Source organism: Isoptericola croceus (assembly GCF_029382255.1).
GTDB classification, from domain to species: domain Bacteria; phylum Actinomycetota; class Actinomycetes; order Actinomycetales; family Cellulomonadaceae; genus Isoptericola; species Isoptericola croceus.
The window spans coordinates 558,612-584,187 of record NZ_JARLLG010000002.1 but is presented as its reverse complement, the minus strand read 5'-3'; the positions used below and the strand labels follow the sequence as shown (position 1 = coordinate 584,187).

The 25,576-nt window shown below is 70.6% G+C and carries 24 protein-coding genes and 1 pseudogene; 3 read left to right on the top strand and 22 right to left on the bottom strand.

The features are described from left to right. Positions 1 to 94: 94 nt before the first annotated feature. From atpD to PZC42_RS08425, 21 genes are all read right to left on the bottom strand, one after another. Entirely contained in the window at positions 95 to 1,579 is a 1,485-nt protein-coding gene (gene atpD, locus PZC42_RS08525; RefSeq protein ID WP_277209965.1) for a F0F1 ATP synthase subunit beta, read from the bottom strand. A gap of 64 nt (positions 1,580 to 1,643) precedes the next feature. Next, on the bottom strand, positions 1,644 to 2,543 hold the full coding sequence (locus PZC42_RS08520; protein WP_277209963.1) for a F0F1 ATP synthase subunit gamma: 900 nt from the start codon (positions 2,541 to 2,543) through the stop codon (positions 1,644 to 1,646). A gap of 4 nt (positions 2,544 to 2,547) precedes the next feature. Beyond that, positions 2,548 to 4,173 (bottom strand): F0F1 ATP synthase subunit alpha, encoded by a 1,626-nt coding sequence (gene atpA, locus PZC42_RS08515; RefSeq protein WP_277209961.1) that lies wholly within the window; start codon positions 4,171 to 4,173, stop codon positions 2,548 to 2,550. Positions 4,174 to 4,252: 79 nt separating this feature from the next. After that, positions 4,253 to 5,068 (bottom strand): F0F1 ATP synthase subunit delta, encoded by an 816-nt coding sequence (locus tag PZC42_RS08510; RefSeq protein WP_277209959.1) that lies wholly within the window; start codon positions 5,066 to 5,068, stop codon positions 4,253 to 4,255. After that, entirely contained in the window at positions 5,068 to 5,649 is a 582-nt protein-coding gene (locus PZC42_RS08505) for a F0F1 ATP synthase subunit B (RefSeq protein ID WP_277209957.1), read from the bottom strand. The genes PZC42_RS08510 and PZC42_RS08505 overlap by 1 nt, the downstream gene beginning before the upstream one ends. After that, positions 5,649 to 5,876, bottom strand: coding sequence for an ATP synthase F0 subunit C (locus PZC42_RS08500; RefSeq protein ID WP_277209955.1), 228 nt, complete (start codon positions 5,874 to 5,876; stop codon positions 5,649 to 5,651). Before PZC42_RS08500 ends, PZC42_RS08505 begins: the two co-directional genes overlap by 1 nt. A gap of 103 nt (positions 5,877 to 5,979) precedes the next feature. Then, a complete protein-coding gene (gene atpB, locus PZC42_RS08495) occupies positions 5,980 to 6,834 on the bottom strand; it encodes a F0F1 ATP synthase subunit A (protein WP_277209953.1) in 855 nt (284 codons plus the stop codon). 164 nt (positions 6,835 to 6,998) lie between these two features. Beyond that, positions 6,999 to 7,493 carry a Cg1360 family ATP-synthase-associated protein gene (locus PZC42_RS08490; RefSeq protein WP_277209951.1) on the bottom strand — a complete coding sequence of 165 codons (495 nt, stop codon included), beginning with the start codon at positions 7,491 to 7,493 and terminating at the stop codon, positions 6,999 to 7,001. Beyond that, entirely contained in the window at positions 7,459 to 8,700 is a 1,242-nt protein-coding gene (locus PZC42_RS08485) for a glycosyltransferase family 4 protein (RefSeq protein ID WP_277209949.1), read from the bottom strand. Before PZC42_RS08485 ends, PZC42_RS08490 begins: the two co-directional genes overlap by 35 nt. Further along, entirely contained in the window at positions 8,697 to 9,359 is a 663-nt protein-coding gene (locus PZC42_RS08480; RefSeq protein WP_277210017.1) for an L-threonylcarbamoyladenylate synthase, read from the bottom strand. Before PZC42_RS08480 ends, PZC42_RS08485 begins: the two co-directional genes overlap by 4 nt. Before the next feature lie 5 nt (positions 9,360 to 9,364). Beyond that, positions 9,365 to 10,369: a peptide chain release factor N(5)-glutamine methyltransferase gene (gene prmC, locus PZC42_RS08475; RefSeq protein ID WP_277209947.1), complete on the bottom strand. Its 1,005-nt coding sequence runs from the start codon at positions 10,367 to 10,369 to the stop codon at positions 9,365 to 9,367. Further along, the gene (gene prfA / locus PZC42_RS08470) at positions 10,362 to 11,453 is read right to left on the bottom strand and encodes a peptide chain release factor 1 (RefSeq protein ID WP_277209945.1); all 1,092 of its coding nucleotides are present in this window, start codon (positions 11,451 to 11,453) and stop codon (positions 10,362 to 10,364) included. Before prfA ends, prmC begins: the two co-directional genes overlap by 8 nt. A 126-nt stretch (positions 11,454 to 11,579) precedes the next feature. Next, entirely contained in the window at positions 11,580 to 11,786 is a 207-nt protein-coding gene (gene rpmE / locus PZC42_RS08465; protein WP_277209943.1) for a 50S ribosomal protein L31, read from the bottom strand. A 155-nt stretch (positions 11,787 to 11,941) separates the two neighbouring features. Then, entirely contained in the window at positions 11,942 to 13,876 is a 1,935-nt protein-coding gene (rho, locus tag PZC42_RS08460; protein ID WP_277209941.1) for a transcription termination factor Rho, read from the bottom strand. A 280-nt stretch (positions 13,877 to 14,156) separates the two neighbouring features. After that, the gene (gene thrB, locus PZC42_RS08455) at positions 14,157 to 15,098 is read right to left on the bottom strand and encodes a homoserine kinase (protein WP_277209939.1); all 942 of its coding nucleotides are present in this window, start codon (positions 15,096 to 15,098) and stop codon (positions 14,157 to 14,159) included. A gap of 1 nt (position 15,099) precedes the next feature. Then, positions 15,100 to 16,206 carry a threonine synthase gene (thrC, locus tag PZC42_RS08450; RefSeq protein ID WP_277209937.1) on the bottom strand — a complete coding sequence of 369 codons (1,107 nt, stop codon included), beginning with the start codon at positions 16,204 to 16,206 and terminating at the stop codon, positions 15,100 to 15,102. 2 nt (positions 16,207 to 16,208) lie between these two features. Next, positions 16,209 to 17,588, bottom strand: coding sequence for a homoserine dehydrogenase (locus PZC42_RS08445; RefSeq protein ID WP_277209935.1), 1,380 nt, complete (start codon positions 17,586 to 17,588; stop codon positions 16,209 to 16,211). A gap of 166 nt (positions 17,589 to 17,754) precedes the next feature. Then, positions 17,755 to 18,723, bottom strand: coding sequence for a methylenetetrahydrofolate reductase (locus tag PZC42_RS08440; protein ID WP_277209933.1), 969 nt, complete (start codon positions 18,721 to 18,723; stop codon positions 17,755 to 17,757). Positions 18,724 to 18,726: 3 nt separating this feature from the next. Continuing rightward, complete coding sequence (folP, locus tag PZC42_RS08435; protein ID WP_308199832.1) at positions 18,727 to 19,686, bottom strand: dihydropteroate synthase; 960 nt, start codon at positions 19,684 to 19,686, stop codon at positions 18,727 to 18,729. Between the two features lie 43 nt (positions 19,687 to 19,729). Beyond that, positions 19,730 to 20,908: an NAD(P)/FAD-dependent oxidoreductase gene (locus tag PZC42_RS08430; RefSeq protein ID WP_277209931.1), complete on the bottom strand. Its 1,179-nt coding sequence runs from the start codon at positions 20,906 to 20,908 to the stop codon at positions 19,730 to 19,732. Next, complete coding sequence (locus PZC42_RS08425) at positions 20,905 to 21,183, bottom strand: Rieske (2Fe-2S) protein (protein ID WP_277209929.1); 279 nt, start codon at positions 21,181 to 21,183, stop codon at positions 20,905 to 20,907. The genes PZC42_RS08430 and PZC42_RS08425 overlap by 4 nt, the downstream gene beginning before the upstream one ends. A 180-nt stretch (positions 21,184 to 21,363) precedes the next feature. On the opposite strand from PZC42_RS08425, the gene PZC42_RS08420 reads away from it, so the two are divergent. Further along, positions 21,364 to 22,188 (top strand): IclR family transcriptional regulator, encoded by an 825-nt coding sequence (locus PZC42_RS08420; protein WP_277209927.1) that lies wholly within the window; start codon positions 21,364 to 21,366, stop codon positions 22,186 to 22,188. A gap of 19 nt (positions 22,189 to 22,207) precedes the next feature. Here the strand turns inward: PZC42_RS08420 and PZC42_RS08415 are convergent. Further along, a pseudogene (locus PZC42_RS08415) lies at positions 22,208 to 22,567 on the bottom strand (IS481 family transposase); the annotation flags it as partial. 163 nt (positions 22,568 to 22,730) lie between these two features. Between PZC42_RS08415 and PZC42_RS08410 the strand changes: the two are divergent. Both PZC42_RS08410 and purU read left to right on the top strand, forming a co-directional pair. Next, the gene (locus PZC42_RS08410; RefSeq protein ID WP_277209925.1) at positions 22,731 to 24,437 is read left to right on the top strand and encodes a BCCT family transporter; all 1,707 of its coding nucleotides are present in this window, start codon (positions 22,731 to 22,733) and stop codon (positions 24,435 to 24,437) included. A gap of 239 nt (positions 24,438 to 24,676) precedes the next feature. Then, positions 24,677 to 25,546, top strand: a complete 870-nt coding sequence (purU, locus tag PZC42_RS08405) for a formyltetrahydrofolate deformylase (protein ID WP_438802937.1) — start codon at positions 24,677 to 24,679, stop codon at positions 25,544 to 25,546. Positions 25,547 to 25,576: the final 30 nt, after the last annotated feature.

Sequence of the window (25,576 nt, the reverse complement as noted above, 5' to 3'; positions counted from 1 at the left end):
GGTCGCGGGGGTGCTCGTGGGGGGGGGGGCTGTGGCGCCGGCGGGCCCTCGAACGGGCCGGCAGGACGACGCGGGGGCGTCCGAGGACGAGACCTCAGGCCCCGTACTCCTTCTGGATCCGCGCCCAGTTCTGCTCGAGGTCCTCGAGCCCACCGATGTTGTAGAAGGCCTGCTCGGCCACGTGGTCGAACTCGCCCTCCGAGATCTTCTTGAACGCCTCGATGGTCTCGCTCAGCGGCACGGTCGAACCCTCGACGCCGGTGAACTTCTTCGCCATGTAGGTGTTCTGCGAGAGGAACTGCTGGATGCGGCGAGCGCGCGCCACCAGCGTCTTGTCCTCCTCCGAGAGCTCGTCCACACCGAGGATCGCGATGATGTCCTGCAGCTCCTTGTTGCGCTGGAGGATCTGCTTGACGGACGTCGCGACCTCGTAGTGCTCCTGGCCCACGTAGCGCGGGTCCAGGATGCGGGACGTCGACGTGAGCGGGTCGATCGCCGGGTACAGACCCTTGGAGGCGATCTCGCGCGACAGCTCGGTCGTCGCGTCCAGGTGGGCGAACGTGGTGGCCGGGGCCGGGTCCGTGTAGTCGTCGGCCGGCACGTAGATCGCCTGCAGCGAGGTGATCGAGTGGCCACGTGTCGAGGTGATGCGCTCCTGCAGGATGCCCATCTCGTCCGCCAGGTTGGGCTGGTAGCCCACCGCGGACGGCATACGGCCGAGCAGCGTGGACACCTCGGAGCCCGCCTGGGTGAAGCGGAAGATGTTGTCGATGAAGAGCAGCACGTCCTGCTTGCGCACGTCGCGGAAGTACTCCGCCATCGTGAGCGCAGACAGGGCGACACGCAGACGCGTGCCCGGCGGCTCGTCCATCTGGCCGAAGACCAGGGCCGTCTTGTCGAAGACGCCGGCCTCCTCCATCTCGTGGATCAGGTCGTTGCCCTCACGGGTGCGCTCGCCGACACCGGCGAACACCGAGACACCGCCGTGGTCCTGGGCCACGCGCTGGATCATCTCCTGGATGAGGACCGTCTTGCCCACACCCGCGCCACCGAACAGACCGATCTTGCCACCCAGCACGTACGGGGTGAGCAGGTCGATGGACTTGATGCCCGTCTCGAACATCTGGGTCTTCGACTCGAGCTGGTCGAAGGCCGGGGGCTTGCGGTGGATGGGCCAGCGCTCGGTGATCTCGAGCTTCTCGCCCTCGGCGAGGTTGAGGACCTCACCGGTGACGTTGAAGACCTTGCCCTTGGTGACGTCACCGACGGGCACGGAGATCGGCTCACCGGTGTCCGTGACGACAGCGCCACGGACCAGACCGTCGGTCGGCTTCAGCGCGATCGCACGGATCAGCGAGTCGCCCAGGTGCTGGGCGGTCTCGAGCGTGAGGGTGAACTTGTGCTCTCCCTCACCCTGGCCCGACATGTCCAGCTCCACGGTCAGAGCGTTGTAGATCTCGGGGATCGAGTCCTCGGGGAACTCGATGTCGACGACGGGGCCGATCACGCGCGCGACACGGCCAGTTCCCGGTTCAGTCGGGGCCGCGCCGTGGGGGGCTTCCGCGGTGGTGGCGGTCATAGCTTGCCTCGCTTCGAAAGGTTCGGGTGTGAGTTCGTCGGTCGACGGCGTCGTAGTCGGGTCATCACGATGCCGCGAGGGCGTCAGCACCCGAGACGATCTCGCTGATCTCCTGGGTGATGTCCGCCTGGCGAGCCTGGTTCGCCAGGCGCGTGTAGGTACGGATCAGGTCCTCGGCGTTGTCGGTCGCCGTGTGCATCGCACGCTGGCGCGAGGCCAGCTCGGAGGCCGCGGCGTCGAGCATGAAGCTGAAGATCCGGCTCCGGACGTACCTCGGGAGCAGGGAGTCGAGCACCTGCTCGGGAGACGGCTCGAAGTCGTACAGCGGCAGCGCCTCGTTCTCGCCGGGGACGGCGACGCCCTCGACGATCTCGAGCGGCAGCATCCGCACGACGCGCGGCCTCTGGGTGACCATGTTGACGAACTGCGTGTACACCACGTGCAGCTCGCCCACACCACCCTCGGCCACCGGCGCGAGGAACGCGCCGAGCAGGGTGTCCGCGATCTCCGTGGCCGTCTCCGACTGCGGGAAGTCCGAGCCGTACGACCACTGGCCGGCGAGCTGACGCCCCCGGTAGCGGTAGTACGAGATCGCGCGGCGGCCCGCCGCGTAGAGGGAGACGTCCTTGCCCTCGGCGGTGAGCTGGTTGATCAGACGCTCCGACTCGCGGATGATCGACGCCGAGTAGGAACCCGCCATGCCGCGGTCGGACGCGATCACGAGCACCGCGACGCGGTTGGTGTCGGGACGCTCGCTCGTCAGTGGGTGGTCCATCGACGTGTGGGTCGCCACGGCCGACACGGCGCGGGTGATCGCCCGCTCGTACGGTGCCGCCGACGCGGTACGACCGCGCGCCTTGCTGATGCGGGAGGCCGCGATCAGCTCCTGCGCACGGAACATCTTCTTCAGCGACTGCGTCGACTTGATCCGCTGCTTGTAGACGCGCTGGGATCCTCCGGCCATACGATCAGGCCTTCTTCTGCACGACGAGCTGCTCCTGCTCGACGTCCGCCTCGCCCTCGACAGCGCCGCCGACCAGCGGCGTGCTGTCGCTCTTGACGAACCCGTTGCGGAAGTCCTCGACGGCCGCGGCGAGCGCGTCCTCGGTCTCCTGCTCCAGCTTGCCCGTCGCCACGATGGTGTCGAACACGTCGGTCTTGCGGCGCAGGTGGTCGATGAGCTCTGACTCGAACCGCTTGACGTCCGCGACCGGGACGTCGTCGAGCTTGCCCTTGGTGCCGGCCCAGATGGACGCCACCTGCTCCTCGACCGGGTACGGCGTGTACTGCGGCTGCTTGAGCAGCTCCATCAGCACAGCGCCACGAGCGAGCTGGCCGCGCGAGGCCGCGTCGAGGTCGGAGGCGAACATCGCGAACGCCTCGAGGGAGCGGAACTGCGCGAGCTCGAGCTTCAGCGTGCCGGAGACCTTCTTCATCGCCTTGACCTGCGCGTCGCCACCGACACGCGAGACCGAGATGCCGACGTCCACGGCAGGACGCTGGTCGGCGTTGAAGAGGTCCGACTGCAGGAAGATCTGGCCGTCGGTGATCGAGATGACGTTGGTCGGGATGAAGGCGGACACGTCGTTCGCCTTGGTCTCGATGATCGGCAGACCGGTCATCGACCCCGCACCGAGCTCGTCGGAGAGCTTGGCGCAACGCTCGAGCAGACGGGAGTGCAGGTAGAAGACGTCACCGGGGTAGGCCTCGCGGCCCGGCGGGCGACGCAGCAGCAGCGACACGGCGCGGTAGGCGTCCGCCTGCTTCGACAGGTCGTCGAAGATGATCAGGACGTGCTTGCCGTCGTACATCCAGTGCTGGCCGATGGCCGAACCGGTGTACGGGGCGAGGTACTTGAAGCCGGCCGGGTCGGACGCCGGGGCTGCCACGATCGTCGTGTACTCGAGCGCGCCGGCCTCTTCCAGGGCGCCGCGCACCGAGGCGATCGTCGAGCCCTTCTGGCCGATGGCGACGTAGACGCAGCGAACCTGCTTCTCGGGGTCGCCCGACTCCCAGTTGGCCTTCTGGTTGATGATCGTGTCGATCGCGATCGCCGTCTTGCCGGTCTGGCGGTCACCGATGATCAGCTGCCGCTGGCCACGGCCCACGGGGATCATCGAGTCGATCGCCTTGATGCCGGTCTGCAGCGGCTCGTGCACGGACTTGCGCTGCATGACGCCCGGGGCCTGGAGCTCCAGGGCACGGCGACCGTCGGTCTCGATCTCGCCGAGACCGTCGATCGCGTTGCCCAGCGGGTCGACGACGCGACCCAGGTAGCCCTCACCGACGGGGACCGAGAGGACCTCACCCGTGCGGCGGACCTCCTGTCCCTCCTCGATGCCGGTGAACTCGCCGAGGACGACGACGCCGATCTGGCGCACGTCCAGGTTCAGCGCGAGGCCGAGCGTGCCGTCCTCGAAACGGAGCAGCTCGTTGGCCATCGCGCCGGGAAGACCCTCGACGTTGGCGATGCCGTCGGCGGCGAAGGTGACGCGGCCGACCTCCTCGGTCACCGCGCCCTCGGGCTCGTAGGACTTCACGAAGCTGTCCAGAGCGGCGCGGATCTCCTCCGGCCTGATCGTCAGCTCAGCCATTGCTCTTCTCCTGTCGTGGCCGCGTCTGCGACCGAACGTTCATCTGCGCCGACCGGTGGCCGGCTGGGCGTCGAATAGGTCAGCCGGCCAGCCGGCGACGGGCGTCAGCCAGGCGGGACAGCACGGTGGAGTCGACGACGTCTGCGCCGACCTGGATACGCAGCCCGCCCACGACGGTCGGGTCGACCGTCACGTTGAGCTGCACGGGCTGGCCGTAGGCCCGCTCGAGGATCTCGCCGAGACGCTGCTCCTGCGCCCCGCTCAGGACCGATCCGCTCGTCACCCCGGCGACGAGACGCTGGCGACGCTCGGCCGCCACGTCCCCGTACCAGGTGAGGGTCGGCACGAACCGGCGTCCACGCAGTGTCGTGGTGGCCCGACGCACGAGCGTGAGGGTGACCTCGTCGACCTTGCCCTCGACCAGGGAGTCGACCAGTGCCGTCCGGCGCGCGACGGCGACGGACTCGTCCGAGAGCGCCTGGCGGGCCTCCCGCTGGCCGACCAGGTCACGCGTCAGGCGGAAGAGCTCGTCCTCCACCGTCTCGAGCGCGCCGCGCGACTCCGCCGCTGCCAGCAGGGCGTCCAGACCGAGCCGTTCGACGGCGTCGACCAGGTCGGCGTCCGTCGACCAGCGCGACCGGACGAGACCCGACACGAGGTCGGACACCCGCTCGTCGAAGCCGCCGGCCAGCACGGCAGACACGACACGTGCCTTGTCCTCACCGTCCCGCGACGGGTCCGCGAGCGAGCGGCGCAGCGCCGCGGACCCGTCGAGCGCGCTCACGACGGCGAACAGCTGCTCGCCGAGCGTGGCCGCCTCGCCGGCCGCAGACCGCAGCACCGGCTCGAACCGCTCCTGGGCGGCCGCCAGCGATGCTCCGCTCGTCCCTCGCATCAGACCTCCTTGACGCTCGTCGTCGCCGACTGGTCGGCCTCGAGCTCGTCGAGGAACCGGTCGACCACGCGCGACTGGCGTGCGCTGTCCTCCAGGGACTCGCCGACGATCTTGGAGGCGAGTTCGGTGGCCAGCGTGCCGACCTCGGCCCGCAGCGAGACCGCTGCGGACTGCCGCTCGGCCTCGATCTGCCGGTGGGCCGTCTCGACGATGCGCGAGGCCTCCTCGTTCGCCTTCGTCTTCAGCTCCGCGACGATCGCCGTTCCCTCGGCGCGGGCCTCCTCACGGGTCCGCGAAGCCTCGGCGCGAGCCTCGGCGAGCTGCTGGTGATACTCCGCCAGCGCAGCCGCGGCCTCTTCCTGAGCCTTCTCGGCCTTGGCCAGGCCACCCTCGATCTTCGCGGTGCGCTCGTCCAGGACCGCCTGGAACTTCGGCAGGACGAACTTGTAGAAGACGACGGCGATGAGGACCAGGACGACCGCGGACCAGAACCAGTCGTAGAACGGCGGGATGAACAGCTGCAACGGGTCGTTCTCACCGCCCTCCGCGGCGAGGATGACCTGGTGATCCGCGGCGGGCATCAGAAGATGAAGCCCGCGACGAAGCCGAGCAGCGCGAGGATCTCGACGAAGGCCAGACCGATGAACATGGTCGTCCGCAGCTGGCCGGCGACCTCGGGCTGGCGCGCCATGCCCTCGACGGTCTTGCCGATCAGGATGCCGAGGCCGATACCGGGGCCGATCGCCGCGATGCCGTAGCCGATGGTGTTGATGCTGCCATCGACGGCGGCGAGAGTGGTGACGTCCACTGTGGTTCCTTCCGTTTGGCGCCGGGCCGGACGGCCTGACGTCGTGAGTTGCGTCCGTGGGTAGTGGTCTGAGAGCCCTGGGCTCAGGAGCGCGACACGGCGGTCAGTGCTCCTCCTCCAGCGACATGTTGATGTAGACGGAGGACAGCAGGGCGAAGATGTAGGCCTGCAACGCTGCGACGAAGACCTCGAAGAGCGTCACGCCGATCGCGCCGATGAAGGTCAGCGGCGCGATGAGCTTGAGCGCCGGCGTCGCCTCGAACAGCAGGTAGTGCGTCGCTGCGAAGCACAGCACGAGGATGATGTGCCCGGCCACCATGTTCGCCGTGAGTCGCAGGATCAGCGAGGCCGGCCGGATCACGAGGATCTGCAGTAGCTCGATCGGAGCCAGGATCACGTAGATCGGCGCCGGCACGCCGGGCGGGAACATGTTCGCGCGCAGGTAGCCGAAGAACCCGTGCTGGCGGATGCCGGCGGCCCAGTAGGTCACGAAGACCCACAGCGCCAGCAGGATGGCCACACCGGCGACGGAGGTGCCCGCCAGGTTGAGGAACGGGACGACTCCCGTGAGGTTGAACGCGAGGATCGTGACGAAGATCGTCGTGATCATCGGGACGTACCGGCGCGCACGCTCGGCGCCCATGATGTCCTCGACGATGTGCTTGCGGACGAAGTCCAGGATCAGCTCGATGACGTTCTGGAAGCGGCCCGGGACGAGCTTGGCGCGCCGCGCTGCCACCACGAAGACCGCCAGGAGGACGACGGCCGCGATGATCCGGATCAGGTGGATCCGGTTGAACTCGAAGGGAGTGCCCGCGAACATGATCGCCGCGGGGAAGAACTCCGCGATCGAGGGGGCGTGGAAGCCGCCATCCCCGTCAGAGGCGGCGAGCAACGTGGGGGTCGCTGACGTGAACAGGAGGACTCCCGGTGGTCGTATGGTCCGCGTGCGCCCCACCGTGGGATGGCACGCCGTCGGACCTGGCCGTCATGGATTCGACCACAGCCTACCGGACGTTTGCCCGTGCTCCGACACGTCCGGGCCCGTCCAGCGGTGAAATCCCGGGACTTGTGAAAGAAAGCACTAGATCGCGGGCGTCGCCGCCCGCGGAAGGTCCGGACTCAGGGCTGCACGTACGGCATGCGACCTCGCGCGACGGCGCGGTAGTCCAGCAGCGCGGACCCGACGACACCCACCAGGAGCACCGCACCGAAGACGTACGGGTCGTAGAAGTCGGCACCGCGCAGCAGCACGAGGACCACCAGCAGCACGACGATCTTGGCCAGCCAGGCGCCCATGACGAAGGCGGCCATCTGTGCGGGCGGGGCCCCGACGGTCCGCTGCATCGACCAGATCGTGGTCCCGCAGAAGAACGCCGCGACAGCCGCTCCGAGCACGGCGCCCCACACTCCGGCGGACCCGACGAGCAGCGCGCCGACCACACCCCCGAGCACCAGCAGGGACAGCACCAGCACCAGGGTGTCGCGCATGGCGCGCCGCAGGATCAGCCGTTCGGCCGCCTGCACCTCCGCGAACGAGCGGCCCGGTGCAGCATCGCCCAGGTCGGCGCCGGTGTGGTCGTCAGGCCGGTCCGGGGCGGGGTTCTGGTCGGTCATCGGTCGACTCCTTCGGGTGCGTCTTCACGGACGAGTGGGGAACGGCCTGCGCCGCCTGCGCGGCAATGGCGGTGGGCAGGGCGCCCGACGCGACGTCGTCGTCCAGGAAACGGCCACGGGTGCGCAGCGGGCCGAGGGTGAGCAGCAGGGCGACCACGACGGCGACGAGGAGCCAGGCGACGACCACCTGCCAGCGCCAGCGGACGAACGCCGAGGCGCCGAAGGCGAACACCGCCGTCCAGACGTACAGGATGAGCACCGCGCGACGGTGCGAGTGACCGAGCGCCAGCATCCGGTGGTGCAGGTGCATGCGGTCCGGTGCCATGGGCGACTTGCCCGCCGCGAGACGCCGGACGACGGCCATCGTCATGTCGAGCAGCGGCAGCATCACCACCGCCAGCGGGAGCAGCAGCGGGAGGAACAGCGGCGCCCGCTGGGCCCCGGACAGCGCGTCCGTGACCGTCGGGTCGATCCGCCCGGTGACCGAGATGGCCGCGCCGGCGAAGACGAGACCGAGCACCATCGACCCGGAGTCACCCATGAAGATGTGCGACGGGTAGAAGTTGTGTGGCAGGAACCCGAGGCACACGCCGACCAGCACGGCCGTCATCATCGCCGCGAGGCTCGAGAAGTCCGTCGGGCTCGCCTGCTGGGTGAGCGAGTAGGTGTACAGGAAGAACGCCGAGCCACCGATCGCCACGATCCCCGCCGCGAGACCGTCGAGTCCGTCGACGAAGTTCACGGCGTTCATCGCCACGACCACCACGAGCACCGTGACGAACAGCGACAGCCGCGCCGACGGGATCGTGAGCCCGCCGGGCGTCGGCAGCGAGGTGAGCTGGACCTGGTTGAACGCCATGAAACCGGCGGCGAGCACCTGACCGGCCAGCTTGGTCATCCAGTCGAGGTCCCAGACGTCGTCGGCCCACCCGAGCAGGCACACGATGACCGCTCCCCCGAGGATGCCGAGCACCTGCGGTTCGTCGGCCACCCCGTCGAGGAACGGCATCTGCCCGGCCAGCAGCACCGCGACGACGATGCCGAGCAGCATCGCCAGGCCGCCCAGGCGGGGGGTGGGCAGCACATGGACGTCGCGCGCCCGGACGGCGGAGATGGCGTTCGTCTTGTTCGCGACCCAGCGGGCACCGGGGGTGGCCAGGTAGGTCACCGCCGCGGCGATGAGCATGACCAGGAGGTATGCCCTCACCCGGCGGGCACCTCGCCCGGCTCCTCGTCCGCACCGAGCACGGCAGCGACCTCGCGGAGCTGCTCGAGCGACACGGCGCCCTCGCGCACCACCCGCAGGTGCTCGCCCGTCGCGTCGACGATCGTGGAGGCCACCCCGCCCGGTGCGGTCCCGCCGTCGAGGTAGCACCCCACGGCGTCGCCGAGCTGCTCGACGGCGTCGGCCGCCTCGCGTGCGGCGTCCTGACCGGTGCGGTTCGCGCTGGAGACGGCGAGCGGTCCGGTACGGCGCAGCAGCGCGAGGGCAGCCTCGTGGTCGGGCATGCGCAGCGCCACCGTGCCGTGCGTCTCGCCCAGGTCCCACTGCAGGGAGGGCTGGGCGCGCAGGATGATGGTGAAGCCTCCGGGCCAGAACGCCTCGACGAGCGCACGTGCGGCGTCGGAGACGTCGGTGGCCAGGCCGTCGAGGGTCCGGACGTCCGGCACGAGGACCGGCGGTGGCATCTGACGCCCCCGCCCCTTGGCCGCCAGCAGCGCGGCGACCGCGTCGGCGTCGAAGGCGTCGGCCCCGATGCCGTAGACGGTGTCGGTCGGGAGGACCACCAGGCCACCGCGGGAGATCGCGTTGACGGCCTCGTCGATGCCGGGTCCCCAGGTGTTCGCGTCGGTGACGTCGTGCACGCTGCTCACACGTCCCAGTCTGTCACGGTTCGCCGGACGCCCGGTGCACCGGGACGCCTCTCCACGGACGGCTGGCGGGCGACGACCATCCGGGGCCGGCCGGTGAGGTCGTCCCGCGTGCGGACGTCCACCAGCCCGGCAGCCGTGGCCATGGCACGCGCCGACCCGGCCTGCACCTCGGCGTGCTCCATCACGTACAGCCCGCCGGGGCGCAGCAGTCGGGCGGCCGCGGCGGTCACACCGCGCGGCACCTCCAGCCCGTCGTGCCCCAGCCCGTAGAGCGCGACCGGCGGGTCGTGGCCGGCGACCTCCGGGTCGTGCGGCACAGCACCCGGGGGTACGTACGGCGGGTTCGAGACGACGACGTCGACGGTGCCGTCGAGCTCGCGCAGCGCGGTCCTGGCGTCGCCCCGCACCAGGTGCACGACGGCGGGGCGCGTGGCGGACGACGGCGACGACAGCTCGTCGACGTTGCGCGCGGCCCACGCGTGGGCAGCGGCGTCGAGCTCGACCGCGTGCACGGACGTCCCCACGACCTCCGTCGCGACGGCGAGCGCGATCGCGCCCGACCCCGTGCACAGGTCGACGACGACGGCGTCCCCCCGGTCCGCGACGATCGCCGACGCCGCGTCGATCGCGACCTGGGCGACCTCCTCGGTCTCGGGCCGGGGCACGAAGACACCCGGACCCACCGCGAGCTCGAGGTGCCGGAACGCCGCCCACCCGGTGAGGTGCTGCAGCGGCTCGCGGCGCGCCCTGCGCTCCACCAGCCGCGTGTAGCGGTCCGCGACCGTGGTACCGGACAGGTTCTCGCCGTCGACCCCGGTGCACGGCACCGGCGCGTCCAGCAGGGCGAGTCGTCTCAGCTCGCCCCGGTCCAGCCCCAGGACGTGCCCGAGCAGGAGCTCCGCGTCGACGCGGGGCGACGGCACGCCGGCGTCGGCGAGCGTGGCGGACGCCGTGCGCAGGAGGGCGGCTGGTCGCGAGGCCGCCGCCGGGCGGTCAGGCATCACCGGCGGCGGCCAGTCGGGCTGCCTCGTCGGCGTCGATCGCCGACTGCACCACCGGGTCCAGCTCGCCCGACAGCACGTGGTCGAGGTTGTACGCCTTGTACCCCGTGCGGTGGTCCGCGATGCGGTTCTCCGGGAAGTTGTACGTCCGGATCCGCTCCGACCGGTCGACGGTACGGATCTGGGACCGGCGCAGGTCCGCCGCCTCGGCCGCCGCGGCCTCCTGCTGCGCGGCGAGCAGCCGGGCGCGCAGCACGCGCATCGCCTGCTCCTTGTTCTGGAGCTGCGACTTCTCGTTCTGCATCGACACGACGATGCCCGTGGGCAGGTGCGTGATCCGCACCGCCGAGTCGGTGGTGTTCACGGACTGACCACCCGGGCCGGAGGACCGGTAGACGTCGATGCGCAGGTCGTTCGGCTCGATCTGGACCTCCCCCGGGTCGTCCACCTCGGGGAACACGAGCACGCCGGCGGCCGAGGTGTGGATGCGACCCTGAGACTCGGTGACGGGCACACGCTGGACGCGGTGCACGCCGCCCTCGTACTTGAGGTGGGCCCAGACCCCGTCCCCCGGGTCCTGCAGGCTTCCCCGGGACTTGATCGCGACCTGCACGTCCTTGTACCCGCCGAGCTCGGTCTCCGTGGACTCGAGCACCTGGGTGGCCCAGCCGTGCCGCTCGGCATACCGCAGGTACATGCGCAGCAGGTCGCCGGCGAACAGCGCGGACTCGTCGCCACCCTCCCCCGCCTTGACCTCGAGGATGACGTCGCGGCCGTCGTCCGGGTCGCGTGGGACGAGCACGCGCCGCAGGTTCTCGGCGGCGACGTCCAGCGTCGTCTCCATGGCGGGCAGCTCGGCGGCGAACGAGGCGTCCTCGCGGGCCAGCTCGGCGGCGGCGACGACGTCGTCGCGCGCGGCCTCCCAGGACCGGTAGGCACCGACGACGCGGTTGAGCTCCGCGTACCGCCGTCCGAGCGTGCGGGCACGGCCGGCGTCGGCGTGCACGGCGGGGTCGGCGAGCGCACGCTCGATCTCGGCATGCTCGGCGAGCAAGGGCTCTGCCACCGCGAAGTCTTCGGTCACGTCATCTCCAGTCCGGGCGGTCCCGCGGGAGTGTGCGCTGCCTCGCGGAATACGACAGCGCCGGTGGTCCGACGTCCGACTGCCCCTGGAGAGGTTGTCGGGCGGACCACCGGCGCTGCGGGGGTGCTACTTCTTGCCGTACCGAGCCTGGAACCGGGCGACGCGGCCACCGGTGTCGAGGATCTTCTGCTTGCCCGTGTAGAACGGGTGGCAGGCGCTGCACACGTCGGCGGCGATCTTGCCGGACTTCTCGGTGCTGCGCGTCGTGAACGTGTTGCCGCAGGTACAGGTCACCTCGGTGGTGACGTACTCGGGGTGGATACCGGACTTCATGATGCTCCTTGGTGTGATGCCGCCGGGTCGCCCCGCAGGACAGCGGGCCGTGAACCGGCAGGCCGACGAACCATTGTGCCAGAACGCGTGAGCGCCTGGTGTATTCCCACTCGGGTATTCCCGCTCGGGGCCCCCTCGGGTCCCCGCTCGTGACGTCAGATCGTGTCGCCCGGATCGCCGTCCGAGAGCCCCGCCGGCGTCGTCTTCTGCACGTGCAGCAGGAACTCGACGTTGGTCTTGGACTTCCTGAGCTGGCCCAGCAGGAGCTCGATCGCCTGCTGCTGGTCCAGCGCACCCATGACCCGGCGCAGCTTGTAGACGATGCCGAGCTCGTCCTTCGACAGCAGGATCTCCTCGCGGCGCGTGCCGGACCCGTTGACGTCCACCGCCGGGAAGATCCGCTTGTTCGCGAGGTTGCGGGACAGGTGCAGCTCCATGTTGCCCGTGCCCTTGAACTCCTCGAAGATCACCTCGTCCATCTTCGAGCCCGTCTCGACCAGCGCGGAACCGAGGATGGTCAGCGAGCCGCCCTCCTCGATGTTGCGGGCCGCGCCGAAGAACCGCTTGGGCGGGTAGAGCGCCGCGGCGTCCACACCACCGGACAGGATGCGGCCCGACGCCGGGGCGGCCAGGTTGTACGCACGCGACAGGCGGGTGATGGAGTCGAGCAGCACGACGACGTCCTGACCCAGCTCGACGAGACGCTTGGCCCGCTCGATCGCGAGCTCCGCCACGATCGTGTGGTCCGAGGCCGGGCGGTCGAACGTCGAGGCGATGACCTCGCCCTTGACCGTCCGCTCCATGTCGGTGACCTCTTCGGGCCGCTCGTCCACGAGCACCACCATGAGGTGGACCTCGGGGTTGTTGGCGGTGATCGCGTTGGCGATCTGCTGCATGATGATCGTCTTGCCGGCCTTGGGAGGCGAGACGATGAGGCCGCGCTGACCCTTGCCGATCGGGGCGACGATGTCGATCACGCGCGGCGTGAGACGGGTCGCCTCCGGGTTCTCCAGCCGCAGGCGGTCCTGCGGGTACAGCGGCGTGAGCTTGGTGAACTCCGGCCGCTGGCGCGCCTCGTCGGGCGTCATGCCGTTGACGGTGTCCAGCCGCACGAGCGCGGAGAACTTGCTCCGGACGTTCTTGCCGCTCTGGCTGCCGCCGGTGGGCGGCTCCTCGCCCTCGCGCGGCTGGCGGATCGCCCCGACGACGGCGTCACCACGACGCAGGCCGGACTTCCGGACCTGGTTCAGCGAGACGTAGACGTCCTTCGGGCCGGGCAGGTAGCCGCTCGTGCGCACGAAGGCGTAGTTGTCGAGGATGTCGAGGATGCCCGCGACCGGGATCAGGACGTCGTCCTCGCGGACCTCGACCTCCTCGGGGCCCAGCTCGGGAGCGTTCCCGCCGCGACCGGTGCTGCGGTTGCGCTTGCGGTCACGACCGCGGTCACGCCCCCGACGGCGCCGCGAACCGTTGCGGTCCTGCTGGTCGCCGCGCTGCCGGTCGCCCTGGCCGCGATCGTCGGTGTCGATGCTCTGGTCGGAGCCCTTCCCCGCGTTCTGCGTGCTCTGTCCGCCCTGTCCGCCCTGGTTGCTGCTCTGGCCGGACTGGCGGTCGCCCCGCTGGCGCTGGCCCCGCTCGCGCGGCGCGGCGACGGCGTCGGCCAGCTCGGCGAGCCGAGCCTCACGGTCCGCGCTGCTCTCACCGGACGACTCGCCCGAACGTGCGGTGCTCTGGGCGGCATCGGCCGACGAGCCGATCGGACGCGTGGCGCGGCGCTGACGGCGCTGCCCGTCGGCAGGTGCGTCGGTGCGCACCGTCGGCGTACCGGTCGACGCCGCGGCGACCGGAGCGGCGGAGGCCTGCTCGACGGTCGCCGGGGCCTCGCCCTCGGCGGATCGACGCTTCTGGGCGGGACGCTTCTCGGCGGCAGGCGCGGACTGCGAGCCCGATGCGCCATCTCGCTTGGCGCGGATCGTCTCGGCAAGGTCTCCCTTGCGCATGCGGCTCGTGCCCTTGACGCCCAGCTGGGACGCCAGTGCCTGGAGCTCGGCAAGCTTCATCGAGCTCAGGTTGTCGGTGGTGTTCGTCACGAAGGACCCTTCCCCCTCGTATGCGGTCCGGCGGTTTTATCCGCGCGGACCGGGGTGGTGGGCGTCCGGGCGCAGGGGGCGCCAGGACGCGGAACCTCACGTCAGTGGTACGACGACGTCGGCTGACGGGGTTGCTGTCGGCCTTCTGCACGGGACGTCGGTGGCGATGGAGCTACCCCTGCGCCCTGGCACTCCGCTGACTGCGACGACGCGCGTAGTCGCACGGCGCAGAGTGGGGTGGGTGCCGTCGTGGTCGAACCTGAAGGCTTGCTTCATGCTATCACTTTCGCGCGACGCTCCGACATGTCGCCCCGGTCGTGTCGATCACCGGGTGACCGACGTGCCAGCCCGAGGCGCTGCCCGCGAGGTCGCCCAGGAGCTCGCCGACCAGGTCGTCGAGCATCGGCCGCTGCTCCTGCGTCGTGAGCACGAGGACCGACGGCCCGGCACCTGAGACGGCAGCCGCCAGGCCCGCGGCCCGCAGCGAGCGGACGAGCTCGGCCGTCGCCGACATGACCTCTGCCCGGTAGTCCTGGTGGAGCCGGTCCTCCGTCGCGTCCAGCAACAGCTCCGGTCGGCGCGCGAGCGCCTCGACCAGCAGCGCGGCACGCCCCGCGGTGAACGCGGCGTCCGCGTGCGGCACCTGCTCGGGCAGCACGCCACGCGCCCGGCTCGTGGCAAGGCGCACGTCCGGGACGAGCACCGTCGCGTGGATCCTGGGGTCGACCTCGAGGTCCACCGCCCGCGGACCGTCGTGACCGGCCCAGGCCAGGGTCGCCCCGCCCCGTAGCGCGGGCGCCGCGTTGTCGGGGTGCCCCTCGAACTCCGTGGCGATGCCCAGCATGGTCCGGGCGTCCAGAGCGTGCGGGTCGGCCAGCAGCCCGCGGGCCGCGACGACGCCCGAGACGACCGCCGCCGCGGACGAGCCCAGACCACGGCCGTGCGGGATCTGGTTCGTGCACCGCAGGTGGACCCCGGTCAGCGGCGCTCCCGCCAGCTCGAGCGTGTGCTGCAGCGCCCGCACCACCAGGTGGTCGGCGCCGTCGGGCACCTCGCCCGCACCCTCGCCGATGACCTCCACCCGGACGTCGTCGCTCGCGACCAGCTGCACCTCGATCTCGTCGTGCACCCCGAGAGCGAGCCCCATGGCGTCGAAGCCGGGCCCGAGGTTCGCGCTCGTGGCGGGGACCCGGACGACCACGTGGTCGGTGCCGAGCCTCATGTCACTCCAGCCCGAGCGCGTCGGCGACGGACACGACGTCGGCCGTGACGCGGGTCGGCGTGACCTCACCGCCGTCGAGCGTGCGCAACGCCCACTGCGGGTCCTTCAGCCCGTGGCCGGTGACGGTGACGACGATCCGCGCCCCGGCAGGAACCAGGCCCCGCTCCGCTCGGGAGAGGACGCCGGCGACGCCGGCCGCCGAGGCCGGCTCGACGAAGACGCCCACGTCGGCCGACAGGAGCCGGTGCGCCGCGAGGATCTCGTCGTCCGACACGGCCTCGATGACGCCCCCGGAGTCGTCGCGGGCCGCCTCGGCCTGAGCCCAGGACGCCGGGTTGCCGATCCGGATCGCGGTGGCGATCGTCTCGGGGTCCACCGGGTGGCCCTTGACGATCGGGGCCGCCCCCGCCGCCTGGAACCCCCACATCGCCGGGGTTCGCGACACGACAGCCTCAGGAGCCGCCCCCGGGCCCTCGTCGCTGGTCGAGATCCCCGCGTACTCGCGGTAGCCCTTCCAGTACGCCGTGATGTTCCCGGCGTTGCCCACAGGCAGCGCGTGGATGTCCGGGGCGTCGCCGAGCGCGTCGACGACCTCGAACGCTCCCGTCTTCTGCCCCTCGATGCGGTCCGGGTTCACCGAGTTCACGAGCTCGACCGGGTAGGCCTCCGCGAGCTTGCGCGCCACGACGAGGCAGTCATCGAAGTTCCCGTCCACCTGGAGCAGGCGGGCACCGTGGGCGATCGCCTGGCTCAGCTTGCCCATGGCGATCTTGCCGTCCGGGACGAGCACGGCGCAGGTCATCCCCGCACGCGTCGCGTACGCGGCCGCCGACGCCGAGGTGTTGCCGGTCGAGGCGCACACCACGACCTGGGCGCCGCGGCCGGCCGCCGCAGACATGGCTGTGGTCATGCCCCGGTCCTTGAAGGAGCCGGTCGGGTTCATGCCCTCGACCTTGACGTAGACCTCGGCGCCGGTCCGCTCCGAGAGCGCCGGGGCTTCGACGAGCGGCGTGCCGCCCTCGCCCAGGGTGACGATCTTCTCGGCGACGTGGGCCGGCAGGCGGTCGGCGTACTCGGCGATGACACCCCGCCACTGGTGTGCCGGCATTCTCAGACTCCCTCGACTCGCAGGACGGACGTGATCTGGCGGACGGGATCGAGCCCGTCCAGGGCCGCGACGGTCGCGGCCAGCGAGGCCTCGCGCGCCGCGTGGGTGGTGATGACCAGGCGCGCGAGGGGCTCGGTCTCCTCGGGCTCGGCCTCGGCCGCCGGCTCGGAGGCGGGCTCCGCCTCGAACGACGCGGTCAGCGCCTCGCTCTGCCGGACCGTGTCGATGGAGACGCCGTGGTCGGCGAGCACCCCCGCCACCTGGGCGAGCACGCCGGTCCGGTCCGCCACCTCGAGGCGGACCTGGTACCGCGTCACGGCGGCGTCGGCAGCCAGGACCGGCAGCGAGGCGTAGGCCGACTCGCGCGGCCCCTTGCCGCCGACCAGCCGGTCGCGCGCGGCGGACACGAGGTCGCCGAGCACCGCGGACGACGTCGGACGCCCGCCGGCACCCTGGCCGTAGAACATCAGCGGCCCGGCGGCCTCGGCCTCCACGAAGACGGCGTTGAAGGCGCCCCGCACGGCGGCCAGCGGGTGGTCGGTCGGAACGAGGGCAGGGTGCACCCGGGCGGCCACGCCCTCCGCGGTCCGCTCGGCAATGGCGAGCAGCTTCAGCACGTAGCCGCTGCGGCGGGCCCACTCGACGTCGTCGGTGGTGATGGAGCGGATGCCCTCGCGAGCGACCTGGTCGATGGAGACGCGCGTGTGGAACGCCAGCGACGCGAGGATCGCCGCCTTGGCCGCGGCGTCGAACCCGTCGACGTCGGCCGTCGGGTCGGCCTCGGCGTACCCGAGCTCCTGGGCCTGCTGCACGGCCTTGTCGAGCCCCAGCCCCTGGGTCGCCATCTCGTCGAGCACGTAGTTGGTGGTCCCGTTGACGATGCCGAGCACGCGGGTGACGTGGTCGCCGGCGAGCGACTCGCGCACCGGCCGCACGATCGGGATCGCGCCCGCCACGGCGGCCTCGAAGGACAGGTCGACGCCCGCGGCGTCGGCCGCCTCGAACAGGACCGGTCCCTGCTCGGCGAGGAGCGCCTTGTTCGCCGTCACGACGCTCGCGCCGTGCTCGATCGCGCTGAGGATGAGAGTCCGGGCCGGCTCGATGCCGCCCATGACCTCGACGACCAGGTCGGCACGCGTCACGAGCGACGCGGCATCGTCCGTGAGCAGCTCGGGCGGTACGCCGTCGCGCGGCGTCGTGGTGTCGCGCACGGCGATCCCGACGAGCTCGAGCGGCGCGCCGGCCCGCGCGGCCAGGTCGTCCGGGTGCTCGAGGAGGACACGGGCCACCTGCGTACCGACGACACCGCAGCCGAGCAGGGCGACCCGCAGCGGGCGGGGGGCGGCTGGGGACGGGTCGGGCGCCGGGGCGTGGGCAGGCACAGGTCCACCTTCGATTTCGGGTGCCGGGACGAAGGTCAGGATAGCCGCCCCGACCGGCCCGCGGCCGCGCCGTCCATGACGGGCACGATCGTCGTCGCGTGGCCGGGCCTCTTCGTCACGATCTGGTCACGGTCCCGGCTTTGCGAAGGCCTCAGGCAACGCTGTGTCAAGGGCAGGCTGCTGACGCGCCACTCGGTCGAAGAACTGCCCGCTGGTGCTCAGCATCGGTGTCTCCGGCGGCGAGGGACGGGCTGGTGGTCACGACCGCGTCCCGCACGAGGTCCCCAGAACGCTCCAGGCGCGCCAGCTGCTGCTGACGCCACGCCTCGGTCACCGCGACCTGGTTGAAGGTGAAGACGTGCAGCCCGAGGACGTTCATGTCGTCCGCACCGAGGGCGTCCACAGCCCGGCCGAGGAAGCGCAGCGGGTCGTAGCCTCCCGGCGCGGCGATCCTGGCGAAGACCCCTCGATTCTTGGCGAGGAACTTGGTCGACTCCCCCACCCCGATCTTCGTCGCCATCGCGAGCAGCTTGGCACGCTCGACCGGTCCCGGCAGACCGATGAGGATCGGCGTCGTCACGTCGCGGTCCCGCACCCGGCGCACCCACGAACCGAGCACGCGCGGGTCGAACGTCAGGTTGCTGACGATCTGGGTGGCGTACCGGCGCTTGTCCCACATCGTCTGGATGGTGACGTCGTCGCGGATGGTCGGATGCGACTCGGGGTAGCCGGTGATCCCGATCTGCGTGAAGGGGTTGCCCAGTCCGACGACGTCCTCCAGCAGGTCCAGCGCTCCTGTGTAGGGTCCGGCCGGTGGATCGGCGTCGCCCGCCGGTATGAACACCGTCGTGATGCCGGCCTGCTCCATTCGCCCGAGGATCTCGCTCAGCTCCGCCGGACCGGAGACCATGCGGGCCGCCAGGTGGGGCACGACGTCGTAGCCGCGGGCGGCCAGCCGCTCGGTCAGGGCGAGCGTCGCTTCCAGTCCCTTGCTGGGCGAGGCGGTCACGGTCAGCGTACGACCGAGCGGTAGATGGTCGGCGACGATGCCCTCGATCGTCTCCGTGGGCAGGATCTCGTAGCGCGCGTGGGTGAGGAGACGGTGCAGGACGGCGACGCGCCTTCGGTGGAGCATGGCTTACTCCCCGCGTCGCCCTGCGCCCACGGGCCCGCATGCAGGGGTGCCGATGGCGCCGAGCTGCGCAGCCGGGGGCATCGCTGCCCGAAGCCGACTGACGAATCGACTGGCCGCCACAGCCGGCGTCACGGCGTGGACACGGACCCCCCAGGCGCCGGCAGCGGCGGCCAGGGTCGCGGCCGCCGCGGACACGTCGTCGCGGTGCTCGGGCTGGGTGCCGTCCAGGCCCCCGTAGTCCACGCACTCGGCGAGGAACCTCTTGCGCGAGGCACCGACGAGCAGCGGGAACCCCAACGTGAGGAGCCTCGGTAGCGCGGCGAGAACCGACCAGCTGTGCTCGACGGTCTTGGCGAACCCGAGCCCCGGGTCGAGGATGATGCGGTCCTGGCGGACACCGGCCGACAGCGCCGCCTCGCAGCGTTGCGCCAGCTCGGTGCGGACCTCCTCGACGACGCAGCCGTAGGTGGCGTGCTGGGCCATGATCGTCGAGTGGGCACGCCAGTGCATCAGGACGCAAGGAACGCCGACGTCGGCGAGGAACGGCAGCATGGCAGGGTCGGCCCGACCTCCGGAGACGTCGTTGACGATGGCGGCGCCCGCGGCGACGGCCGCCTCCGCGACGCTTGCTCGCATGGTGTCGACGGAGACCTGGGCGCCCGCGCCAGCGAGCGCCTCCACGACCGGCACCACGCGGCGCAGCTCCTCCTCATGGCTCACCCTGGACGCCCCCGGCCGGGTCGACTCGCCGCCCACGTCGACCATGTCCGCGCCGTCGGCAACCAGGCGCAGTCCGTGCTCGACGGCGGCGTCGTGGTCAGCGAACCGGCCACCGTCGGAGAACGAGTCGGGAGTGACGTTGACGATGCCCATCACGAGGCAGCGATCACCCTGAGCGGCCGACAAGGGACCTGCGGGCGTCACCCTCGCTGACGGGGCGGCCATCTGAGTGGTGAAGCTCACGGTTCTCCTCGTCGCGGTCTGGATCGATGGGTCGTTCGACGGATCAGGCGGGCACGGTGGCAGAGCTGAGCTGGCGACGCCACCGGCCGAACAAGCGGGGCTGGTTCATCGCCAAGACCGCCACCGGGGCCTCGCCGCGCCGGTAGACGGCCAGGAGGCTGCGACTGTCCACCGAGCCTTCCTCGACCGTCACGGAGTCGGCCTGTGCCGCGTGGCCGGCGAACTGGATGCGCACGTCGTACTGGTCCGACCAGAAGTACGGGGCTTTGGTGGGCCTGGTGAGGTCGGGGGCGTCGGCCGAGCCACGCAGCAGGGCGGAGACGGCGGTCGCGGGACGCTCGAGCGCGCCGGTCCAGTGCTCGACCCGGTGTGAACGGCCCAGACCTGGGTCGTGCCAGGAAGCGCAGTCACCCACGGCGACGACGCCAGGAATGGTCGTCCTGCCTTCGTTGTCACAGTTCACCCCGCTGCCGATGGCGATGCCGGACCCGGTGAGCCACTCGACGTTCGGCGCGGCACCGATACCGACCACCACCACGTCGCTGGGCAGCACGGTGCCGTCCGTCAACTCGACAGCCGTCACCCGATCGCGTCCGACGAGGCGGTTGACTCCCGTTCCGCAGAGCAGCCGTACGCCGTGCTGCTCATGCAGACCAGAGACGACGGCACCCATCTCGGGGCCAAGGGGGCCGGCCAGCGGCGTCGCCATCGCCTCGACCACGGTCACCTCCAGGCCGAGGGCGCGAGCGGTCGAGGCGACCTCGGCGCCGATGAAGCCGGCACCGATGACCACGATCCTGCAGCCGGGAACGAGGTCGGTCCGCAGCCTGTGGGCGTCGTCGAGGGTCCGCAGGACATGCACGCCCGCCAGCGACCGGGCCGCAGGCATGCTACGGGCCCGGGCGCCGGTGGCGATCACGACCCCGTCGCTGCGGACCCGGGCGCCGTCACTGAGCACGACCTCGCGGGCGGTGGTGTCGAGGGATGTCGCGGCGCTGCCGAGCAGCCACTCGGCGTCGAGGTCGTCGTCGACGTCCTCGAGAGCGAGGGCGTCGGCCTCGACCCTTCCGGCGAGGAATGCCTTCGAGAGCGGCGGCCGGTCGTAGGGCCGGTGCGACTCCTCCCCGACGACGACCAGGCGGCCGTCGTACCCCTGATGGCGCAGGGCTCGGGCCGCATACAGGCCCGCCAAGGAGGCACCGACGACCGTGAGGGTTCTCATGACATCGATCCCCACGAGACCCCCGGAGGCAGGTTCGGGGTCTCGTCCGAGAGCTCCACGTAGGCGCGGTCGTCCTCGACCACCACGGCGTGGGTTCGAACGGGCTTCTTGGCCGGCGGTGCATCGACGTGCCCGGTACGAAGGGCGAACGTGGACTTGCCGTCGTCTGCGTAGACCTCGCCACCTTCGGTGTGGAACACGGCGATCGGCGGCTCAGCCTCGACGCGCCGCACCTCCCCCGGAGGGACGGCGGGCAGCGGGCGCACTCGGATCATCTCCCCCACCTCGACGCGAATAGCACAACCTAGCGCGTGATACGCAACAGGCTCCCCTTGAAGAGCCCCGCATGTCAAGGGGCGCGCCGCGGAGCTCGCCTGAGTTCGGGTGTCGCGCACGGGCGTCTGCGCTCACGCCTCACGGTCCGAGCAGTGAAGCCCTTCACGTAGGGTTGCGTCATGAGAAACGGGACGCAGGCCAGGAAGCGCGGTGCGGCCGGACGCAGCGACTCCTCCGGCGGCGTTCAGTCGGTGGACCGCGCGATCACCGTCTTGGAGATCTTGGCCCGCGAGGGCAGCGCCGGTGTCAGCGAGGTCGCCGACGAGGTCGGCGTGCACAAGTCGACCGCCTTCCGCCTTCTCGCCGCTCTCGAGGAACACGACCTGGTCGAGCAGAACTACGAGCGCGGGAAGTACCGACTCAGCTTCGGCCTGCTCCGCCTCGCCGGCGCCATCCCCACCAGGCTCGACGTCGTCCGCCAGGCGCGGGGCGTCGTGGACGACCTGGCCACACGACTCGACGAGACGATCAACGTCGCCGTCGTGCGAGAGCACTATGCAGTCAACGTGCACCAGGCCCTCGGCTCCGCCGCCGTGGCCACCCACAACTGGGTGGGCCACCTCACTCCGCTGCACGCGACCTCGAGCGGAAAGGTGCTGCTCGCGTTCATGAGCGAGGAGCAGTGCAACGCAATCCTGGACAAGACCGGGCTCCAGGCGTTCACCGAGCACACCATCAGCGCCCGCGAGGCGCTGATGGAGCAGCTGCATCAGGTTCACGAAGACGGGTTCGCCACGGCGTACGAGGAGCTCGAGACGGGGCTCAATGCTGCCGCGGTCCCGCTGCGCGACCACACAGGGGCCGTCGTCGCCGCACTCAGCATCTCCGGACCGGCCTACCGGATGGACACGGCGAGCATCAAGGCGCAGGTGAAGGACCTCAGGGCCGCGGGTGCCAGGATCAGCCGCCGGATGGGCTACCTCGACCGGAGCTCGTCGTCCTGACCTGACAGGTTGGTCGATCTGGTGACCGGTGGGCGGTTCTCGCAGGCGGTGTGGCTTCGATCTCGCCGTTGGCCTGGGCCTTGCCGACGAACCTCCACCCGCCGCCGTCGGGGATGTTGCCGACCTTTCTTGACGTCAACGTGCAGCGACGATCCCGGGTGGTCGCCCTCGTAGCGGCGTACTGGCTCGCCGGTAGCCCGGTCCACGTGAGACATCCGGTTGAGCCGGCAGCGCACCAGCACCCATGCGCGGTCGAAGGCGCCACACCGGCGAGTGCGGCCAGCCGGACCGGTCCCAGACGCTTGCGCAGCCGCAACGACACGATCCGGCGTGTGATGGCCTGTTCGATCTTGGCAAGCGTCCGGTGCGGGCGCGAGGACTCACCCACCCTCCGAACCCGGCGCCGCCGGCGTGACATGCTTGTTTCTCTTTAAGCAGTGTGTTGCGGATCACACAACCGTGGCGCTATGGTCCTGGGCATCCCGGGGCGGGGAGCCAGTTGGCCCGGGAACGTTGACACGACGATCCGAAGGGACAATCGCATGACAACCACCCCGGAGGTTCCGCGGGAGACGCGACAAGCGTCTCCGACAGACACCACGACAGAGGCGGAGATGGCGGAGGTGCCAGCAGCCCCGCCCCCACGGACGGACAGGCTCATCCCGGCACCCCGCGTCTTCTTCCCGGCGGCCGGCCTCCTGGTGGTCTTCGTCGCGGTCACCGCGCTCGCTCCCGAGCGGGTCGGTGAATGGATCGGCGCCGCGAACACCACCGTCGTCCAGGACCTCGCGTGGTGGTACATCGCCATCGTCGCCGGGTTCGTCTTCTTCTCCATCTGGATCGCCGCCTCGCACATGGGCAACATCGTGCTCGGCAAGGACGGCGACGCCCCCGCCTTCTCCCTCGGCTCCTGGTTCGCGATGCTCTTCGCCGCCGGTATGGGCATCGGCCTGGTGTTCTGGGGCGTCGCCGAGCCGCTCAACCACTTCGCCGCACCTCCGCCCGGGATGGCCGCCGACACCGCTGCCGAGCGAGCCAGGACGGCGATGGACGTCACGTTCCTGCACTGGGGTCTGCACGCCTGGGCGATCTACGTCGTCGTCGGCCTTGCCGTCGCCTACTCGGTGCACCGCAAGGGCAACCCGATCTCCCTGCGATGGGTGCTGCGGCCGCTGCTCGGCGATCGTGTGAAGGGCTTCTGGGGCGACGTCATCGATGTGATCGCCGTCCTGGGCACCTTGTTCGGCGTCGCCACCTCCCTGGGCCTCGGCGTGACCCAGATCGGGGCGGGCCTCGGCTTCCTCGGGGTCATCGACCAGCCGAGCACCTTGCTGCTGGTCTTCCTGATCATCGCCATCACCGCGATCGCGGTGGTCTCGGTGGCCACGGGCATCGACAAGGGCATCAAGTGGCTGTCGAACATCAACATGGTGGCGGCGGGGGCCCTGGTGGTCGTCCTGCTCGTGGTCGGCCCGACGGTGTTCATCCTGAGCGACCTGGTCACCCAGGTCGGTTCCTACATCCAGGGCTTCTTCCGGCTCTCCTTCAACGGCATGCCGTTCGAGGAGGACGGCAAGCAGTGGCTGGGCTGGTGGACCACGTTCTACTGGGGCTGGTGGATGAGCTGGGCGCCGTTCGTCGGTATCTTCATCGCACGCATCTCCAAGGGCCGCACGGTCCGCGAGTTCATCGTCGGCGTTCTCCTCGTGCCGACCACCGTCACCTTCGTGTGGTTCTCCGTGATGGGCGGCACCGCCCTGTACCAGGAGCTCTTCGGGGGCGGCGGCCTGGTGGGTGAGGACGGCGCGGTCGCGACCAGCACCGCGCTGTTCCAGATGATCGACAGCGTCGCACCGTCGCTGTCCGTCGTGCTCAGCGTGGTCGCGATCTTCCTCATCGTCATCTTCTTCGTCACGAGCTCCGACTCCGGCTCGTTCGTGGTCGACATGCTCGCCTCCGGCGGCAACCCCAACCCGCCGGTCTGGAGCCGCGTGCTCTGGGCGTGCCTGGAGGGGGCGGTCGCGGCGGTGCTGCTGCTCGCCGGCACTGCGGCCGGGGGTGACGCCAATCCGCTCGGGGCGCTCCAGACCATGGCGATCCTGCTGGCGCTGCCGTTCAGCATCGTGATGGTGCTGATGTGTATCGCGAGCGCCAAAGCTCTGCTGCGGGAGGAGCGCTTCCGCAAGCGCAAGGAGCGGCAGTGGCTCGCCGAACAGGTCGCGGTCGAGCTGGATACCGCCAGGCGCTGACGAGCGTCGAGGCCTCATCGCGCGTGCCCGGGACCGGTCGGCCCCGGGCACGCCGCCGTGTGGCCGCAGAAGCCAAGCCAGCCTCGTCCGCCGGTGCACGACCGGGTCACCCACCATCACGTCCCGCAGCCGAAGCACAGGCCCAGATTCCGCGCCGGGAACCTCTTGACGCGCCGCCCCAGGCAGGGCACGCTGTTTCGTAATGCCCACTGCGTTGTGTATTACGCAAAAGGAGGACCATCGTGGCACCCTGTCCCCCTGCCGGCCATGAGTACGTACTCACACTGACCTGTCGCGAGGCACCCGGCATCGTCTTTGCCGTCAGCCAGTTCGTGATGGAGCACGGCGGCAACATCAGCGCCAGTCAGCAGTTCGACGACCGGCTCACCGACACCTTCTTCATGCGGGTTCAGTTCCGTGTCGACGCGACTGATGCCGACCAGGTGCGGCAAGACTTCGCGCCCGTCGCCAGCCAGTTCTCCATGGCGTGGCAGCTGCACGACGTCGCCACACCGACCCGCACGCTGCTGATGGTCTCCCGCTTCGGCCACTGCCTGAACGACCTGCTGTTCCGTACTCAGACGGGCGCACTGAACATCGAGATCCCAGCGATCGTGTCCAACCACCGCGACTTCGAGCCGGTCGCCGAGACCAACGGCATCCCCTTCCACCACGTTCCGGTCACGCACGAGACCAAGCCGGAAGCCGAGGCCCAGCTTCTGGAGCTCGTGGACACCTACGGCGTCGACCTCATCGTCCTCGCGCGCTACATGCAGGTCCTCTCCAACGACCTGTGCAGCAAGCTGGAAGGCCGCGCCATCAACATCCACCACTCGTTCCTGCCGAGCTTCAAGGGCGCCAAGCCTTACCACCAGGCGCATGCCCGCGGCGTGAAGCTCGTCGGGGCGACCGCCCACTACGTCACGCCAGACCTCGACGAGGGTCCGATCATCGAGCAGGACGTGGTCAGAGTCGACCACTCGCTGGACCCCGCAGAGATGACTGCCGCGGGCCGGGACGTCGAGGCGCAGGTCCTCGCCCGAGCGATCCGCTGGCACAGCGAGCATCGCGTCCTGCTGGACCGCAACCACACCGTCGTCTTCCGCTGAGCCCGATCCGCTGACCGGCGCGACCGACCG